Genomic DNA, 18,952 nt, shown 5'->3' with positions numbered 1-18,952 from the left:
AATGCCTCAAAAGAAAACCGCATCCACCGCCACCACACCAGCACCTGTCGCTGGTGTAGCTTCGGTCACGCAGCTCACGACCAAACTATCCGAGTACCTGACGCCTTCCGAACTGAAGAAGGTCAAGGAAGCCTATCGCTTCTCGGATGAAGCACATCTGGGTCAGATGCGGATGTCGGGCGAACCCTATATCTCGCACCCTATCGCTGTCGCGGAAATCTGCGCCGACTGGAAGCTGGATGCACAAGCCATCATGGCAGCGCTGCTGCATGATGTGATGGAAGACCAGGATGTCCGCAAAGATGAGTTGATCGAACGCTTCGGCGCGCCGGTCGCAAATCTGGTCGATGGTCTGTCCAAGCTGGAAAAAATCGAATTCCAAAGCCAGGTAGAAGCACAGGCGGAAAATTTCCGCAAAATGCTGCTGGCGATGGCGCGCGATGTGCGCGTCATACTCGTCAAACTGGCCGACCGCCTGCACAATATGCGCACGCTCGGTTCGATGGCACCTGTCAAAAAACGTCGTATCGCACGCGAAACGATGGAAGTCTATGTACCGATTGCACATAGGCTCGGCCTCAATAATATTTATCGCGAATTGCAAGACCTCGCCTTCTCGCACTTGTACCCTATGCGTTATAAAACGCTGGCCAAGGCAGTCAAGGCAGCACGCGGCAATCGTCGCGAAGTGGTCAGCAAGATCCTCGAATCGGTCAATAACACGCTGGACGCAACCGGCATCCCGGCACAAGTCTACGGCCGCGAAAAAACCCTGTACGGCATCTACACCAAGATGCTGAACAAGCGTCTGTCTTTCTCGCAAGTGCTGGATATCTACGGCTTCCGTGTCGTGGTCGACAGCTTTGCGAATTGCTATGTCGCGCTCGGCACCCTGCATGCGCTGTTCAAGCCTATGCCAGGCAAGTTCAAAGACTACATCGCCATTCCGAAACTGAATGGCTACCAGTCGCTGCACACCACATTGATCGGCCCGTACGGTACGCCGATTGAGTTCCAGATCCGTACCCAGGACATGCATCGCGTTGCCGAATCCGGTGTCGCTGCGCACTGGCTGTACAAGGACGATGAAGGCAGCCTGTCCGACCTTCAGCAACGCACACACGCCTGGCTGCAATCCTTGCTCGATATCCAGAAACAGACTGGCGACTCCGCCGAGTTCCTGGAACACGTCAAGGTCGACCTGTTCCCCGACTCTGTCTACGTCTTCACGCCGAAGTCAAAAATCATCGCGTTGCCACGCGGTGCGACGGCACTGGATTTCGCCTACACGATCCACACCGACATCGGCGACCAGACCATTGCAGTCAAAATCAATCTGGAACAGGTACCGCTGCGCACCGAATTACGCAACGGCGACATCGTCGAGATCATTACTTCACCGACCTCGCGCCCGAATCCGAACTGGCTGGGCTTCGTACGTACCGGCAAGGCACGCTCGGCGATCCGGCATCACCTGCGCACCATTAACCTGACCGAATCAATAGAACTGGGGCGCCGCCTGCTATCGCAAGCACTGGTGACCCTGAATCTCGATCCTGAACTGCCAGCCCCGGTAGCTGAACGTCTGCTGAATGAGTCGAGCGCGAAATCGCTGGACGATTTGTATGCCGACATCGGCGTTGGCAAACGCATGGCCGCATTGGTGGCACGTCACATCCTCGGCATGGTCGAGAACGATCAATTGGTACCGCGTCCGCAGATCGATGCCGATGGCGAAGTCTTGCCGAAGAAAATTGATCCTGTCGTCATCTACGGTAGCGAAGGCGTATCGGTACAACTGGCCTCCTGTTGCCAGCCTATCCCGGGTGACACCATCATCGGCCAGATGAAGCGCGACCAGGGCCTGACTATCCATACGCATGATTGTGACGTCGGCAGAAGACAGCGCTTGAAAGAACCGGATCGCTGGATCGATGTGGTCTGGGGCTCGGATATTGATCGTCGTTTCGACTGCAGCATCACGCTGCTGGCTCGTAATGAAAAAGGCATACTTGCACGCGTCGCAGCAGAGATCGGTGAGTCCGACTCGAACATCACGCATGTGGGTATGGATGAAGACAAGGACCACATGATCACTTACCTGCACTTCACGGTACAGGTCGAAGATCGCGTGCATCTGGCGCGCCTGATGCGCAATCTGCGCAGTATCCCGGGCGTCACCCGTCTGTTGCGTGACAAAGGCTAAGTAGTCTTAGCCTTACGCTTACCTTCACTTCTAATCTGGCCTCATTGCGGGGCCGGATAGCTCACTTCCAGTATCAATAATTCTTCCAGACCGCCTGGTGTTTTCAGGATCACGGTATCACCTTCGCGTGCCTTGGTCAGCGCACGCGCAACCGGCGATATCCAGCTGATCTTGCCATTCAACGGATCCAGTTCATCGATGCCGAGTATGGTGACCGTCTGCTCTTCGCCGGACTGCGTTTCATAGCGTACGGTCGCACCGAAAAATATCTGGTCGCTGCCGTGATGGATGCTCGGGTCCACCACTTCGGCCAGATCCAGGCGCCTGGTGAGAAAGCGGATACGGCCGTCTATCTGGCGCAGGCGGCGTTTGCCGTAGATGTAGTCACCGTTTTCAGAGCGATCGCCATTCGACGCTGCCCAGGAAACGATTTGCACCACTTCCGGCCGCTCTACATCGATCAGTTTCAGCAGTTCGGTTTTCATACGCAGATGCCCCTGCGGCGTCATGTAATTCTTGGAGCCAGCAGGAATCGGCGGCGCGCTGTTGTCGCCGTCGTCATCATCGTTGTCGTTGGTATTAGCTTGATTCGTCATGCCGCTATTTTAACGTCATGCGTGCCTGCAAGTCGCAGGCAGTATCAGGAAAGGCGAGGAATTACCAGGGAAGAATCAGACGCAAGCAGATACGTTGTTGCTCCATTCAAACGCAGTCAGTTGCAAGGCGTACAGATCCTCTATCGATAGTTCCAATTTCTGCAAGGTAGGAATCAGCAAGGCACCGGTCTTTTCTATTTGCTCTATGTATTCCGCCAGTTTCAGCAAATCACCATAAAAGCCCTTGCGATACAGCAAGGCGTCAGTGACTTCGTCTACTACCGAAACCTGATCCAGGATTTCTTCCATGGACTGGCCAAACAGCGTATCCATCAGCGACATGATGCCGACGGTGAAAGCCGTGTCTGCCATCGAACGATTATCAGGACGCAGTTGTTCGGTGATCAGTTCCAGTAGTTTGCCGCGCGTCGTCGCCAGTTGCAGCAAAGGTGAAGTGAAGTGGCTGCCTTTGTTATGTTCAGCGTACAGGATGATCTGCAACCAGCGTTGCAATTGGCGGCGCCCCAGCACGGTCAGCGCTTGTCCCAATGAATCTATCCGCTGCGTGACGCCGACACCAGGCGTGTTGGCCAGGCGCAGCAAGGTCAGTACCAGTGATGCATCTTTCTTGATATTGCGTTCGATTTCAGCAGTCTCAGCGTCAGCCATGATGAGCGTCATCAGTTGCATGATCGCGAGTTGCGACGGTGCGAGCTTTTTACCGGAGAGGATGACAGGACGCGCGAAGTAGTAGCCTTGGAAGTAATGGAAACCGAGTTCCATGCAAGCCTCGAATTGCTCGACTGTTTCGACTTTCTCTGCCAGCAAGAGCTTGCCTTCGTTACGGAAATGCGCGGCCAGTTTGCTCAGCTCGGTGTGACTCATGCCGGTGATATCGATCTTGATGATCTTGATCAGCGGTAGCAGATTCCTCAGCTCATCTGAATGCGAAATCACGTCATCCAGCGCAAATGTAAAACCTTGTCTCACCAATTCTGTAACACGTTCGACCAATTCATGCGTAATCTCTACCGTCTCCAGGATTTCCAGCACGACCTTGTCGCTAGGCAGGAAATTCACGAAATCGCACATCAGCACTGCAGCATCGACGTTGAAGAAGCCCAATGAATTACCGATGACATTACCTATCCCAAGCTCGGACGCATGCGCGATCACAGAAGCGGTAGCAGCCAGGTCATCCACCACATTGGCGGGACCGGACGAGGCGCGACGGAACAATAATTCATACGCGACCAGATCCTGGTCGGTGTTCAATATAGGTTGTCGCGCCAGGAAGAACTCCTTTACGCGGGGATGGTCATCAGGCAAATGCTGATTGAGGTTGGTGATCATCAAGATTGTGGTCTCTGTTTATTAAGCAGAACGCATAGATCAACCAAGGCACGTCCCTGTCAAATCTTGAAAAATGCCTGCCATGCACGGGCATCGCAGCATTCACAAACGATCAAACATTCTGTACATCCGGACGATATCTTCATTTTTATTCTTTAGACGATACCGCATGGATGGATGGTGTCTCACCACAGACTACGAGTCATAAAACGGACTGGCAATTTGTAGCTGCTGCTGCAAATCTATTCAGGCCATTATTCCGTTAATATTTCCTCGACGCAAGCCCTCCGTTTCCCTTGTGTTTTCTATATGTAGAAAACAGAAATGTCTGTGGTTTTTCGGTACAACAATTGTTACGAGCTTCCTCCTGCCCCTATACTCGCCGCGTTCCGGTATTCGTCGCGACAGTTTGACCCGATTCCAGCGTAAAACCGGCACCCTCATCACCACCCAGAGTTTTAACCAGATACGGCATCAACTCGCGTAGCATGGGTTCCAGCGTCCACGGCGGGTTGTGCACAAACATACCACTGCTGTGCAAACCAAAACCGTCCGGCGACGGCGTCGTCACCGATAATGTGACATTTAACCAGCCATTTGCAGGCAGGCGTTTTAACTTATCCGGCATCTGGCGCGATTCGAGACGATTGAGTACCGGATACCAGACTGCGTACGTACCCGTAGCAAAACGTGTCAACGCATCGGAAACCGTTTGCACCACGGTGCGGTAATCAGTCTTGTCTTCATACGGTGGATCAATCAGCACCAGGCCACGACGCGATGGCGGTGGCAGCAATGCTTTCAGGCCCTGGAAGCCGTTCGCACGTTCTATCATGACGCGCTTGCCGCGCACGGTCGGACGCTTGCCCTGCTCGGCAGCGTGCGCTTCCAGCTTGCGGAAATTATCTGCCAGCAGCTTGCTGTCAGCCGGATGCAATTCAAACAAACGCAATCGATCCTGTTCACGCATGATGGCATCTGCACAGTAAGGCGAGCCCGGGTAATAGCGCAGCTTGCCGCTAGGATTCAGCGCCTTGATGACCTGCACATAATCGACCAGCGGTTCCGGCAAATCCTTGCGATCCCAAAGTTTGGAAATACCGGTTTCGAACTCGGCATTTTTTGCGGCGTAGTTGCCATCGAGTGCATACACACCGGCACCCGAATGGGTATCGATATACATGTAAGGCGTATCTTTTTGATTCAGGTATTTCAGCAACTGAATCTGGACCAGATGCTTGAGTACATCGGCGTGATTGCCTGCATGAAAGGCATGACGGTAACTCAACATAGGGAATGTCTATCTTGGCAAGAATGATGGGTGGAAAGCCGCGCAATACAGCCGGTGCGGCCCCGTAATGCGTCATTCTAACAATTACCGGCTTGAATACATACGATTACCGCGTATACAGGCGTCTCACCGCCGCCGTAACGCTGTTCACCATGAAAAAACGGGTACAGTGCCAGACATGTACCCGTTTTGCTTACCGATGCCGCACCGCTCAGGCGGCTTGCCCCTGCTTTGCGACCTCTGTCCGCAAGATACGCGCCGCCAGCACCATATTCTCCAAAGCTGCAGTGGTTTCCGGCCAGCCACGCGTTTTCAGGCCGCAATCCGGATTCACCCACAAACGCTGGTCAGGAATCACGCCACGCGCCTTACGCAACAGGCGCTGCATTTCCTCCACTTTAGGTACGCGTGGCGAATGGATATCGTAGACGCCGGGACCGATATCATTCGGATAGGCAAACTCTCCAAAGCCATCCAGCAACTCCATATCCGAACGTGAAGTTTCGATGGTGATCACATCAGCATCCATCGCCGCAATCCACGGCAAAATATCGTTGAATTCAGAGTAGCACATGTGCGTATGGATCTGCGTATCGTCTTGCACGCCGGAAGCAGTGATGCGGAAAGCCTGCACCGCCCAATCCAGATAGTGCGGCCAGTCCGCAGCCTTCAACGGCAAGCCTTCGCGGAATGCAGGTTCATCAATCTGTATCATGCCGATGCCGGCTTTTTCCAGGTCGACCACTTCATCACGCAATGCCAATGCGATCTGTAAAGCTGTCTGCTCACGCGGCTGATCATCACGCACGAAAGACCATTGCAACATGGTGACCGGCCCCGTCAGCATGCCCTTCATCGGCTTGCTGGTCAGGCTCTGCGCGTACTCGCTCCAGCCCACGGTCATCGCTTCCGGTCTGTACACATCACCGTAGATGAACGGTGGTTTGACGCAGCGCGAACCATAGCTCTGTACCCAACCGTTCGCAGTGAAAGCATAGCCCCACAATTGCTCGCCAAAGTACTCGACCATATCGTTGCGTTCCGGCTCACCATGCACCAGCACATCGAGACCTATCTCTTCCTGCTTCTGCACTACCAGACGCACTTCTTCGCGCATGCGGTTCAGGTAATCCAGATGCCCCATCTCGCCACGCTTGTACTGTGCACGCGCCTGACGGATACCCGTTGTTTGCGGGAAGGAACCAATATTCGTGGTCGGGAAAGCAGGCAAATTGAAACGCGCTTGCTGCTTGACGATGCGGTCGGCAAATACATTTTTGCGCGTCGCTGGAATGTCGTCGATCTGACGCAGGCGCTTCTGCACCAAAGGATTATGTATGCGCGGTGCAACCTTGCGTGCTGCGACCGCCAAAGCAGCCGCAGTGAACTGCGCTTGCACTGCTTGCTCTTCGCCATTCAACGCGCGTTTGAGTGCCGTGATTTCGGCAACCTTTTGTGTTGCAAACGCCAGCCAGCCTTTGAGTTCGGCATCCAGTTTGTTTTCATGCGCCAGATCCACCGGTACGTGCAGCAAGGAGCAACTTGCACTGACCCACAAGCATTCACCCAACACTGCATGCAAGGGTTGTAGCAAGGCCAGCGCGCTATCCAGATCAGCACGCCAGATATTACGACCATCGATTACGCCTGCTGACAACACACGATCCTGCGGCCAGTCTTGCAGGAATGCTGGCAACTGCCCGATACCACGCACCAGATCCAGATGCACACCGGCTACCGGCAGGTTGCGCAGCAAGGCGCTGTGTTCCCGCACCTGATCGAAGTAAGTGGCCAACAGCAGCTTGGGCGCGACCGGCGACAAGACCTGGTAAGTCGGCGCAAACGCGGCTCGCCATGTGGCGTCCAGGTCCAGCGCCAGGATAGGTTCATCAATCTGCACCCACTCTACGCCTGCCTCCTGCAAGCGCTGCAACACGCGCTGATAGCCTGCGATCACCTTGGGCAACAGATCAAGTTTATGCGCGACGCCGGATTTGATCTTGCCAAGATACAGCAGGCTCAATGGACCGACCAGCGTGACCTTGGTCGCATGACCCAGGGCGACCGCTTCGGCATTTTCTTCAAACAGCCAATCCACACCGCCGTCGAAACTGATATCAGCCGTGAACTCAGGCACCAGGTAGTGGTAGTTGGTATCAAACCATTTAGTCATTTCCATCGCAAAGTGCTCGGGATTACCGCGTGCCAGCGTGAAGTAGTCCGCAAGCGTCAACTTCTTCGGGGCGAATTTAAAACGGGTAGGCACCGCGCCGAGCAAAGCCAGCGTATTCAAAACCTGGTCATACCAGGCGAAATCGCCCACTGACACATAATCCAGCCCGGCTGCTGCCTGTATCGCCCAATGACGTTGGCGCAAGGCCCTGCCGGTTTCCTGCAAGGCTGTGAGTCCCGTATCGCCGCGCCAGTACGATTCGACGGCAAATTTCAATTCGCGCTGGGCCCCGATGCGAGGGAAACCCAAAATATGCGCCTTAGCCATGCCCAACTCCGATATAGATTTTTGAAGCTTGCCATGGTGCGCGCAGATGAACTATGATTCAAACGATAAATTTTAAGATTCATCATGAGAAAAATTCATAGTGCAATCCATCCTTGAATTACGCCACCTGAAAACCCTGCTGGCCCTGCGCGAAGCAGGCAACCTGCTCCGTGCGGCTTCACTGCTGAATGTCACCCAATCTGCTTTATCGCATCAAATCAAGCAGTTAGAGGATCATCACGGCACGACGCTGTTTGAACGCAAGACCACACCGGTGCGCTTCACCCCGGCCGGTGAACGCTTGCTGAAGCTGGCCGATACCGTCTTGCCGCAAGTCGCCGAGACCGAGCGCGACCTGGTGCGGCTGGCGCAAGGCGTCGCCGGACAATTACGCATCGCAGTCGAATGCCATACCTGCTTCGACTGGCTGATGCCGGCGATGGATGTATTCCGCGGCCGCTGGCCGGAAGTCGAGCTAGACATCGTCTCCGGCTTCCAGGCCGATCCGGTCGGTCTGCTATATGAACACCGTGCCGACGTCGCCATCGTCGCCGAAATCGATCCTGATGAAAAAGTCGATTACCACGCACTGTTCCGTTTTGAAATCGTCGCCCTGGTAGCGCACGACCATCCACTGGCCGACAAGGAATTCCTCACTGCCGAGGACTTCATCGGCGACACACTGATCACTTACCCGGTACCGGACGATATGCTGGACGTGGTACGCCAGGTGCTCAAGCCGGCCGGTGTGCAAGTCGCACGCCGCACGACCGAACTGACCGTCGCCATGCTGCAACTGGTTGCCAGCCGACGCGGCATCGCAACCTTGCCGGTGTGGGCGGCACAAAACTATCTGAACCGTGATTACGTCAAAGCCAAGCGCATCACCCGTGAAGGCCTGACGGGGCGACTGTATGCCGCCTGTCTGCCCGAGGTATCGGAACAGCCTTATCTGGCGGACTTTGTGAGCACCACGCGCGAAAGCTGTTACCTGAATCTGGATAGTGTGGAATTGCTGTAAATTTGCACACGCCTGCCTTATAGCCCCTCCTCCCCGACGCCATCTGTGCGCCGAAGCATGTGTTGGATTTAAGCGCGCCCTGAAATAAGAGCACGCTTATATACAAATAGTAATGATTCTCATTATTATTGAAGTTATAATCCTCGCCGTTGCCATTTAGCAAGAAAGCAACAAACACTATCCAGTAGCCAGCCAGGCATGTTGCCAGCCCGCCAGACTTCTCAATACAGGCTGTCCATGATCCCCTTTCAACGAAAAACCGTAGCAATAATTGCCACCCTCATCTCGCACACCGTCTTTGCACAGACTGTAGACGATCCATCCTTACCTGCCATCTCCGTCACTGCCGACAAAATTGATAGTGCTGCCCAAAGTGCACACGAAGCACGACATGAGGCCATCAATCAAAAAACCGTCATCGATGCAGAACAACTGAACCAGTTCGGCGATCAGCCACTGGGCGATGCAATGCGTCGTTTGCCTGGCGTGTCTTTCGATGGCGCCAACCGTGCGCGTGAAATCCAGCTGCGCAATATCGGTCGTGAGTACACGCAGGTAACGATCAATGGCCGCCGCATACTGGACGGCAGCGCGGAACGTACGGTGCAAGTGGACCGCATACCGAGCTCCATGGTGGAGCGCATAGAAATCATCCATACACCACTCGCCAGCCAGGATGCACAAGGCGCTGCCGGTACAGTGAACATCATCCTGAAACAGGGCGCCAAGGCTTTGCCGAATGAAGTTAGTGTCGGTGCAGGTGCTTTGGAGCACAACGGCCCGGTGGGAGATGCGACGATTTTCTACACGCTGGGTAATGAGAAAGTCCGCATGACGCTGACTGGCGGTGTACAGCAGCAACGTCGCTCGGAAAGTCGCGATACGTTTTTGAATAATGCAAGTGGTGCCGCGATTGCAGGCAGCACTTTAAATATAAACAAGCGTCGCTTTGAACAAGCCAACTTCACGCCGCGCATCGATATCAATATCGACAGCAACAACAGTCTGGTATTGGAACCATCCTACATGCGTACTACCGAGTACCGTGATGACACCACCCGCACACTGGCGGCAAACCGGCAGACAGTGACCCGACTGGAAGACGAAGACCGCAAACGCACCAGGGAAAACAAGGGCTTGTACGGTGCATGGAAACATCAGTTCTCGGGGAATACAGAAATCAATGCATCCTTTGATCGCCAGAATGCCAGCGAGAATACGACACGTGACTCCAAACGTTACAACGCAGCAGGCAACCTGGATCAGACACGTCAACGCCAGGAAGCAATCGATCTCGATCTGTTCAAAACCAAGATATCGGCAACAACAACACTAGACAAACACACGCTTGAATATGGTATCGGCCGTTCTACGGAAGAACGCGGTGAAGACAATGCAGATCGCACCAACGGCGTAGTTGCGACACCGGCGTTGAATCGTCGCTACAACATCAAGGAAGAGATCACTAGTCTCTATGTCCAGGACAGCATGCGTCTGATGCCTGGAAATTTGATCACCGTAGGTGTACGCCAGGAACGCGCTTCTGTGCGCACCCGCGACTATTTTGGCGGCACCACCACCAAAGATGACAATGCGCTGCTGCCGTCCATCAGCTTACGTCAGGCCTTAAACGAAAGTACCGATTTACGTGCTGGCTTCGCCAAGACTGTACGTCGACCGGTCTTGCGTGATTTGTCTCCAACTGTCAGCACAGTCACCACCAACTCCTTCGCGACACCAGATACTGCCGGCAATCCAAACGCAAGCCCTGAAAGCATCATCGGCTACGACGTCGCGATCGATCATTTCATCGCAGGACGTCAGGGCTTGCTGAGCGCCAAAGGCTTCAAGCGCGACTTCTCCGACAAGCTGGAAAATATCACTGCGCTGGAGGGTACACGCTATGTGTCACGTCCACAGAATGGCGGTGACGGCACCATGTATGGCGTAGAACTGGAAGCACGCATTCCTTTTAGTGTGATCGGTGGTTCGCGTAATCTGACTTTGTGGTCGAATCTGACTGCGGTCAAAACCAGCCTGATCTCAAAACAGACCGGTGAAAAACGTCGTTTCCTTGATCAGCCGGATCGCATCGCCAATCTGGGTATGGATTGGTTCCTGCCATCAATCAAAACCACGCTGGGTGCAAGTGCGAACTTCTCCAGTGGCTACGACCAGCACTACAAATTGGCCAACAATACATACGCCCGCAACAAAGTCGAATCGCTCACCCGCTTCGACATGAGTGCACGCACCCAATTGACGCCGCAAACCTCGCTCAATGTATCGGCGTTGAATCTGTTTGCATCCAAGGAAAAACGTTTAACGCAGGCATTTAATACGGCCAATGTACTGACACAAACTTCCTACATCAGCGAACCAACCTATCGCTCGGTCTACGTGCGCCTGTCGCACCTGTTCTGATCGGTAAAGAACCTGATCTGCCCGCAGCATGATGGTCCCGGCATGGGCTCATCATGCAGCGCTTATTTTTCAAAACCGCTTTAATCGCCGCACTCTCCGCTGTATGCTGTCTGCTATAGGATGACTCATTTACTTGGCGCATCAGGCTATGGCTACCCCTAACGATATCGTTACCAGCTCAGCAGCAAATCAAAATCGGACTGCTTCGTCCGAGTCCCCCTTTTCCTCCTTTGCCGCAGAAGTATCTACTACCGCCACGCCATTACGTGATGCCATCAGCAGTGCTTACCGGCTCGATGAAATCACCGCCGTACAAAATTTGCTGATGCAGATCTCAAGCAATCCGGCTTTGCAAAGTGCCAGCCGGGCACTCGCAAAACAACTGGTGACCAGCGTACGCGCCAAACGCAGCCACGCCTCTGGTGTCGACGCTTTGATGCATGAATTCTCGCTGTCGTCAGAAGAAGGCATCGCCCTGATGTGCCTGGCCGAAGCGCTGCTGCGCATACCCGACCACCAGACTGCGGATCGCCTGATTGCAGACAAGATCAGCAAAGGTGACTGGCAACGCCATCTCGGCACCTCGCCCTCACTCTTCGTCAACGCCGCCAGTTGGGGCTTGCTCATTACCGGCAAATTGCTGCACAGCGCCAGCGAAGATGGCCTGGGTGCCGCCCTGACCCGCCTCATCAACAAAGGCGGTGAACCGCTGATACGCAAAGGTGTCGATCTCGCCATGCGCATGCTGGGCAGCCAGTTTGTCGCCGGAAAAACGATAGAAGAAGCACTGGAAAACAGTCGTGAACATGAAAAGCACGGCTATCGCTACTCCTACGACATGCTGGGCGAAGCGGCGATGACCGCAGCCGATGCGGAGGCTTACTATCTATCCTATACCGCCGCGATACACGCAATCGGCAAAGCCAGCGCACAACGCGGCATACGCAACGGTCCCGGCATCTCCGTCAAGTTGTCGGCGCTGCACCCGCGCTATACGCGCGCACAAGGTACGCGTGTCATACAGGAACTGCTGCCACGCCTGAAACAGCTGTTACTGCTGGCAAAGCAGTACGACATCGGTCTCAACATTGATGCGGAAGAAGCAGACCGACTGGAACTGTCACTGGATTTGATGGAAGCGCTGGCGGCTGATCCTGAGCTGGCAGGTTACGATGGCTTGGGTTTCGTCGTACAGGCCTATCAAAACCGCTGCCCTTACGTCATCAATTACCTAATAGACCTGGCTCATCGCAGCAGCCGGAAATTCATGGTTCGACTGGTCAAGGGTGCGTACTGGGATACCGAAATCAAGCGTGCGCAAGTGGATGGTTTGTCCGGCTATCCGGTTTATACGCGTAAAGCCTATACCGACCTCTCCTATCTGGTCTGTGCGCAAAAACTGCTCGCTGCCAACGACGTCATCTATCCGCAATTCGCCACCCACAATGCACTGACCTTCGCCACCATTTATCAACAGGCACAAGCATTGCAGGTAACTGATTATGAGTTCCAGTGCCTGCACGGCATGGGCGAGACCTTGTACGACCAGATCGTCGGCCCTGAACATTTGAACGTGCCTTGCCGCATCTATGCACCGGTCGGTACCCACGAAACCCTGCTCGCCTATCTGGTGCGACGACTGCTGGAGAATGGAGCCAACTCGTCATTCGTCAATCAAATCGTCGATGAGCACATCAGCATAGACCAACTGCTGCAAGACCCGGTTGCACTCGCTGCACAGTACGCAGGTCAGCCACATCCGGCGCTACCCTTACCGGTCGATCTATATGGCGCGGAAAGGCAAAATTCCAGCGGCATAGACCTGAGCGATGAACATGTCTTGCGTGCACTCAGCGCAAGCTTAAGCGCCTACGGCAAACAACAATGGCATGCGCTGCCTTTGACGGGTGCAGCGATATATGGCGCAGCCATCGCGATACGCAATCCGGCAGATCACAACGATGTGGTCGGCACGGTAGCCCACGCGAACCAGCTTGATGCCGAGCAGGCAATCGCTCATGCAGTGACAGGCATGAGTACATGGCAAGCGCACACCGCGGAGCAGCGAGCCGCCATCTTGCTGCGTGCCGCAGATTTGTTCCAGCAACATGCAGACGAATTCATTGCACTGGCCGTACGCGAAGCGGGCAAAACCTTGCCGAATGCAATCGGCGAACTGCGCGAGGCTATCGACTTCCTGCGTTACTACAGCACGCAAGCCATCGCGTCGGAAGGTGCACCACCGCTAGGACTGGTCGCTTGTATCAGTCCATGGAATTTTCCTTTAGCCATATTTACCGGGCAACTCAGCGCAGCACTGGCGGCAGGCAATGTCGTCATTGCGAAGCCAGCCGAACAAACACCACTGATCGCTTTCCGCGCGGTACAGCTATTGCACCAGGCCGGTGTACCTGAAAATGTTTTGCTCTATCTGCCCGGCAATGGCGAGACTATCGGTGCACAGCTGGTCGCAGATGAACGTGTTTCAGCCGTGGCCTTCACCGGCTCGACACAAGTCGCACGCAGCATCAATCGCAAGCTGGCACGACGCAGCATCGCAGAAGCCAGGGACATCCCGTTGATTGCAGAAACCGGCGGCCAGAACGCCATGATCGTCGACTCGTCTGCCCTATGTGAACAAGTAGTACATGACGTCATCAGCTCTGCTTACGACAGTGCAGGCCAACGTTGTTCTGCGCTGCGTGTCTTGTGCCTTCAGACCGACATCGCCGAAACAACCCTGCATATGCTGAAAGGCGCGATGCAGGAACTGCAGATCGACAATCCTGATCGTCTGCTGACAGATGTAGGTCCGGTGATAGACGCAGAGGCACAAGGACATCTGCGGGACTACATCGCGCAAAACGCAGATAAAAAAATTTATGAATTGACGTTACCGGCAACAGCTGAAAATGGCACTTTTGTCGCACCTTGCATCCTGGAGATCAACAGCATCGCCGAATTGAAACGCGAAGTATTTGGCCCAGTACTACACGTGCTGCGCTATCAGCGCGACGACTTGCCGCAATTGATCAGGGATATCAATGCCACCGGCTTTGGTCTGACCCTGGGCATACACACACGCATAGACGAAACCATAGCTTACGTTACGCATCACGCCCACGTCGGCAACGTCTATGTGAACCGCAACATCGTCGGCGCGGTAGTCGGCGTACAGCCTTTCGGCGGCGAGGGCTTGTCCGGCACCGGCCCCAAGGCAGGCGGCCCGTTTTATCTGAAACGCCTGCAACATAGCGGCACCGTAAGCATAGAGAAAACGGACGACGAAGACAGGGAAGAAGCACGGTACATAGAAACTGCGCTGGCAGAACTGCTGACCTGGAGTATTCCGCGCCAAGAGCAAACACTTAGCCAGCTCATCGTCGAATATGTGCGCACCAGTCCGTCCGGCAAGATCATCCGTTTACACGGCGTCACTGGCGAGATCAATACCTTGGGTTTTGCTGCACGCGGTGCCGTGCTGTGCGTCGCTGAAACAACGCCAGCATTGCTGAATCAAATGTGCGCGGTCTATGCGACCGGGAACCAGGTCGTCTTATTGCAAAACACTGCATTGCTGGTACCACCAGACTTCCCTGCACACTTGCGCGCCAGCATCATCACCATAGAGCATCAGCATGCATGCAAGGAGCTGCGTCTCGCCTTGCTGGAACACGACCAGCACCAAGCGGATCTGCGCATCGCACTGGCAGCGCGCGAAGGTGCCATCGTGCCTGTCGTGACGACAGAATTCCCGCATGCTATCCCGCTATGGCGTCTCGTCAACGAGCGTGCCCTGTGTATCAATACAACAGCAGCTGGCGGCAATGCCAGCCTGATGACCATAGGTGCCTGATCCCAACGTATAAAAAAAGCCCGCCATGTTCATCACATGACGGGCTTTTTATCACTCCATGCAGCTAGGGATGCATTTACATCTTTTTGGTAAACACCAAGTCGCCATCCCGCACATCCACCGCAATCACATCCTTAGGCCCGAACTTCCCTTCCAGAATAGCCTTGGACAAAGGATTCTCGATCTGCTGCTGGATCGCACGTTTCAGAGGACGTGCACCATATACCGGATCGAATCCGGCTTCTGCGATTTTCTGCAGCGCGTCTTCGGTGACATCCATGGACATATCCATGCGTGCCAGGCGTTGTTCCAACACTTGCAACTGAATCTTCGCAATCGAACCGATGTTCTTTTCATCCAGTGCATGGAAGACCACGATTTCATCGATGCGATTGATGAACTCAGGCCGGAAGTGACCTTGCACTTCAGCCATGACGGCCATCTTGATCAGCGCAGGTTCATTGCCTTCCATCGACTGGATTTTGTGCGAGCCCAGGTTGGAGGTCATGACGATCACGGTGTTCTTGAAGTCCACCGTACGTCCCTGCCCGTCCGTCATGCGTCCATCATCCAGCACCTGCAACAGGACGTTGAAGACATCCGGATGCGCCTTCTCGATTTCATCGAGCAGGATCACCGAATATGGCTTGCGACGTACTGCTTCGGTCAGGTAACCGCCTTCTTCGTAACCAACATAACCTGGTGGCGCACCGATCAGGCGGGCGACCGAGTGCTTCTCCATGAATTCACTCATGTCGATACGGATCAGCGATTCCTCGGTATCGAACATGAACGAAGCCAATGCTTTACACAGCTCGGTTTTACCAACGCCGGTAGGTCCAAGGAACATGAAGGAACCATATGGCCGATCCGGATCACCCAGACCAGCACGCGAACGACGGATGGCATCAGACACCGCAACGATGGCTTCATGCTGACCGACCACGCGCTTATGCAACGCATCTTCCATCTGCAATAACTTCTCGCGTTCGCCCGTCATCATGCGCGAGACTGGGATACCGGTAGCACGCGAAACGACTTCGGCAATTTCTTCTGCACCGACCTGCGTACGTACCAGTTGCGGCTTGCCGCCCGATACCTCGCCTTTGACGGCATTCTTCAGTTGCGCTTCCAGCTGTGGCAAGGTGCTGTACTGCAGCTCAGAGACACGCTGCCAGTCACTCTTGCGCGTCGCCTCTTCCATCTGCAGACGGACTTTTTCAATTTCTTCCTTGATCTGCTGGCTACCCTGGGCCGACGATTTTTCAGCTTTCCAGATCTCTTCCAGATCAGCGTACTCACGTCCCAGGCGATCGATTTCTTCCTCGATCAGGGCCAGGCGTTTTTGCGACGCTTCATCCTTTTCTTTCTTGATCGCTTCACGCTCGATCTTCAACTGGATGACACGACGGTCGAGCTTGTCCATCACTTCCGGTTTGGAATCGAGTTCGATCTTGATCTTCGACGCAGCTTCATCGATCAGGTCGATCGCCTTGTCCGGCAGGAAGCGGTCAGTAATGTAGCGATGCGACAGTTCAGCCGCTGCGACGATAGCCGGATCGGTGATATCAACGCCGTGATGCAGCTCATACTTTTCCTGCAAGCCACGCAGGATAGCGATGGTTGCTTCCACCGTTGGCTCAGCCACGATGATTTTCTGGAAGCGACGTTCCAGCGCGGCATCTTTTTCGATGTATTTACGGTATTCATCCAGCGTGGTCGCACCTACACAGTGCAGCTCACCGCGCGCCAACGCAGGCTTGAGCATATTGCCCGCGTCCATCGCGCCTTCGGCCTTGCCTGCACCAACCAGCGTATGCATTTCATCGATGAAGACGATGGTCTGGCCTTCATCTTCGGCCAGCTCGGTCAGCACTGCTTTCAGCCGTTCCTCGAATTCACCACGGTACTTGGCACCTGCCAGCAGCGACGCCATGTCCAGCGACAGCACACGTTTGCCTTTCAGGCTGTCCGGCACTTCACCGTTGACGATACGTTGCGCCAGGCCTTCGACGATGGCGGTTTTACCGACGCCAGGTTCGCCGATCAGGACCGGATTGTTTTTCGAGCGACGTTGCAATACCTGGATCGCGCGACGAATTTCATCGTCACGGCCGATGACCGGATCCAGCTTGCCGATACGGGCGCGCTCGGTCAGGTCCAGCGTGTATTTTTTCAAAGCTTCGCGCTGGCCTTCACCATCCGCCGAATCCACTTTCGAACTGCCGCGTACGGCCTTGATCGCAGCTTCCAGCGCTTTGCGCGTCAGCCCGTTTTCACGTGCAATCTTGCCCGCTTCCGATTTGTCTTCGGTCAGGGCCAGCAAGACCATTTCGGTGGCAATGAACTGGTCGCCATGTAGTTGCGATTCTTTGTCGGCCAGATTCAGCAGGGAGCTCAGGTCGCGCCCTATCTGCACTTCGCCGCCATTGCCGGAAACCTTGGGCAGGCGATCCAGTGCGCTGCGCAGCGCGGTGGTCATACCATTGATGTTGGCACCGGCACGCTGCAGCAGCGAACGCGTGCTGCTGTCGTCCTGGCTTAACAGGGCGACCAGTACGTGTACCGGTTCTATATATTGATTGTCGTTACCGACTGCATGGCTTTGCGCATCAGCGAGCGCTTCCTGCAGCTTGGTAGTTAGTTTATCGAGACGCATTGCATACTCTCCAAAGAAGAATTCATTAATGGAAAGAAAATTGGGTCAAGCAACTACTTTTCAAGCGGGAGATGCCGGAATAGCTGTAATAAGCCCGCAGTATGGCCCCAAATGGGCAGAAATCGTGGGAAAAGATGCGATATCAGGTGAAACAGCTGTTATCAGCTCCTGGCCAGCACTAACGCGGCTGGCAGCGTCCATAGTAGTCTATGCCGCGAATGCGCGATAGGTAGCAAAACCTGCAATACAGCAAGCGATAGAACCGACCAGGTGCAGTACGGTATGCGTCAACGCCCACATATAGTCGCCGCGCTGTAGCAGCATCACGGCTTCGGCCGAGAAGGTAGAGAAAGTGGTCAGGCCACCGAGGAAACCGGTGATGGCGAACAAGCGCCATTCCGGCGGCACGCCCGGATGGCCGCTAAAGAAGGCCACTGCCAGTCCGACCAGATAACCACCGATCAGGTTGGCCGCCAGCGTACCGATAGGCACGACGTTATTTACCGCATTGAACCAGAGGCCTAGCCCCCATCGCAACCAGGCACCCAGTGCTGCACCGAGGCCGACTGCGAGCCAGCTCACTTGGCCGCTCCTGGAAGCTTCCACTTGGCCAGCGCGGTATCGTCCGTGGTACGGGCATCAACCCAGCGCGCACCTTGCGGTGTTTGTTCTTTCTTCCAGAACGGCGCGTCTGTTTTCAGGTAATCGATGATGAACTCGCAGGCAGAAAAAGCTTCGCCGCGATGTGCCGAGGTAACCGCAACCAGCACGATTTGCTCGAGTGGCAACAAAGGCCCGATGCGATGGATCACCAGCGCATCAAAAATAGGCCAGCGTGCCTTCGCCTGCTCAACGATGTTTTGCAGGGCTTTTTCGGTCATGCCGGGATAGTGTTCCAGCTCCATCTCGGCCACGTTGGAGCCGTCGTTCATGTCGCGTACGGTACCGATAAAGGTTACGACTGCGCCGACCTGCGGGCTATTCGCACGCAAGGCAGCGACTTCCTGGCTGACGTCAAAATCTTCGGTTTGTACACGTACTGGCAT

At 54.7% G+C, this 18,952-nt stretch carries 11 protein-coding genes; 4 read left to right on the top strand and 7 right to left on the bottom strand.

Annotated features, from left to right (window positions below):
- Position 1 precedes the first annotated feature (1 nt).
- The gene (locus H7U06_RS13095) at positions 2 to 2,206 is read left to right on the top strand and encodes a bifunctional (p)ppGpp synthetase/guanosine-3',5'-bis(diphosphate) 3'-pyrophosphohydrolase (RefSeq protein ID WP_370458626.1); all 2,205 of its coding nucleotides are present in this window, start codon (positions 2 to 4) and stop codon (positions 2,204 to 2,206) included.
- Between the two features lie 41 nt (positions 2,207 to 2,247).
- Here H7U06_RS13095 and greB read toward each other — a convergent pair whose 3' ends face one another.
- From greB to metE, 4 genes are all read right to left on the bottom strand, one after another.
- A complete protein-coding gene (greB, locus tag H7U06_RS13090) occupies positions 2,248 to 2,802 on the bottom strand; it encodes a transcription elongation factor GreB (protein ID WP_175626573.1) in 555 nt (184 codons plus the stop codon).
- Positions 2,803 to 2,877: 75 nt separating this feature from the next.
- Positions 2,878 to 4,155, bottom strand: coding sequence for an EAL and HDOD domain-containing protein (locus H7U06_RS13085; protein WP_175626861.1), 1,278 nt, complete (start codon positions 4,153 to 4,155; stop codon positions 2,878 to 2,880).
- Positions 4,156 to 4,528: 373 nt separating this feature from the next.
- On the bottom strand, positions 4,529 to 5,446 hold the full coding sequence (locus tag H7U06_RS13080) for a 23S rRNA (adenine(2030)-N(6))-methyltransferase RlmJ (protein WP_175626572.1): 918 nt from the start codon (positions 5,444 to 5,446) through the stop codon (positions 4,529 to 4,531).
- Between the two features lie 211 nt (positions 5,447 to 5,657).
- The gene (gene metE, locus H7U06_RS13075) at positions 5,658 to 7,946 is read right to left on the bottom strand and encodes a 5-methyltetrahydropteroyltriglutamate--homocysteine S-methyltransferase (protein WP_175626571.1); all 2,289 of its coding nucleotides are present in this window, start codon (positions 7,944 to 7,946) and stop codon (positions 5,658 to 5,660) included.
- A 97-nt stretch (positions 7,947 to 8,043) separates the two neighbouring features.
- Here metE and H7U06_RS13070 point away from each other — a divergent pair, with 97 nt between their 5' ends.
- From H7U06_RS13070 to putA, 3 genes are all read left to right on the top strand, one after another.
- Positions 8,044 to 8,967: a LysR family transcriptional regulator gene (locus tag H7U06_RS13070; RefSeq protein ID WP_175626860.1), complete on the top strand. Its 924-nt coding sequence runs from the start codon at positions 8,044 to 8,046 to the stop codon at positions 8,965 to 8,967.
- Between the two features lie 237 nt (positions 8,968 to 9,204).
- Positions 9,205 to 11,391: a TonB-dependent siderophore receptor gene (locus tag H7U06_RS13065; protein WP_175626570.1), complete on the top strand. Its 2,187-nt coding sequence runs from the start codon at positions 9,205 to 9,207 to the stop codon at positions 11,389 to 11,391.
- A 148-nt stretch (positions 11,392 to 11,539) separates the two neighbouring features.
- Positions 11,540 to 15,247: a bifunctional proline dehydrogenase/L-glutamate gamma-semialdehyde dehydrogenase PutA gene (gene putA / locus H7U06_RS13060; protein ID WP_175626569.1), complete on the top strand. Its 3,708-nt coding sequence runs from the start codon at positions 11,540 to 11,542 to the stop codon at positions 15,245 to 15,247.
- A 76-nt stretch (positions 15,248 to 15,323) separates the two neighbouring features.
- Here the strand turns inward: putA and clpB are convergent, their stop codons facing one another.
- The 3 genes from clpB to moaE all read right to left on the bottom strand — a co-directional run bounded on the left by clpB (position 15,324) and on the right by moaE (position 18,952).
- The gene (gene clpB / locus H7U06_RS13055; RefSeq protein WP_175626568.1) at positions 15,324 to 17,906 is read right to left on the bottom strand and encodes an ATP-dependent chaperone ClpB; all 2,583 of its coding nucleotides are present in this window, start codon (positions 17,904 to 17,906) and stop codon (positions 15,324 to 15,326) included.
- A 207-nt stretch (positions 17,907 to 18,113) separates the two neighbouring features.
- Positions 18,114 to 18,488 carry a fluoride efflux transporter CrcB gene (gene crcB, locus H7U06_RS13050; protein WP_175626567.1) on the bottom strand — a complete coding sequence of 125 codons (375 nt, stop codon included), beginning with the start codon at positions 18,486 to 18,488 and terminating at the stop codon, positions 18,114 to 18,116.
- On the bottom strand, positions 18,485 to 18,952 hold the full coding sequence (moaE, locus tag H7U06_RS13045) for a molybdopterin synthase catalytic subunit MoaE (protein ID WP_175626566.1): 468 nt from the start codon (positions 18,950 to 18,952) through the stop codon (positions 18,485 to 18,487). The genes crcB and moaE overlap by 4 nt, the downstream gene beginning before the upstream one ends.

It is taken from the genome of Herminiimonas sp. Marseille-P9896, assembly GCF_903993245.1.
GTDB classification, from domain to species: domain Bacteria; phylum Pseudomonadota; class Gammaproteobacteria; order Burkholderiales; family Burkholderiaceae_D; genus Oxalicibacterium; species Oxalicibacterium contaminans.
This window is presented reverse-complemented; position numbering and strand designations above follow the sequence as displayed.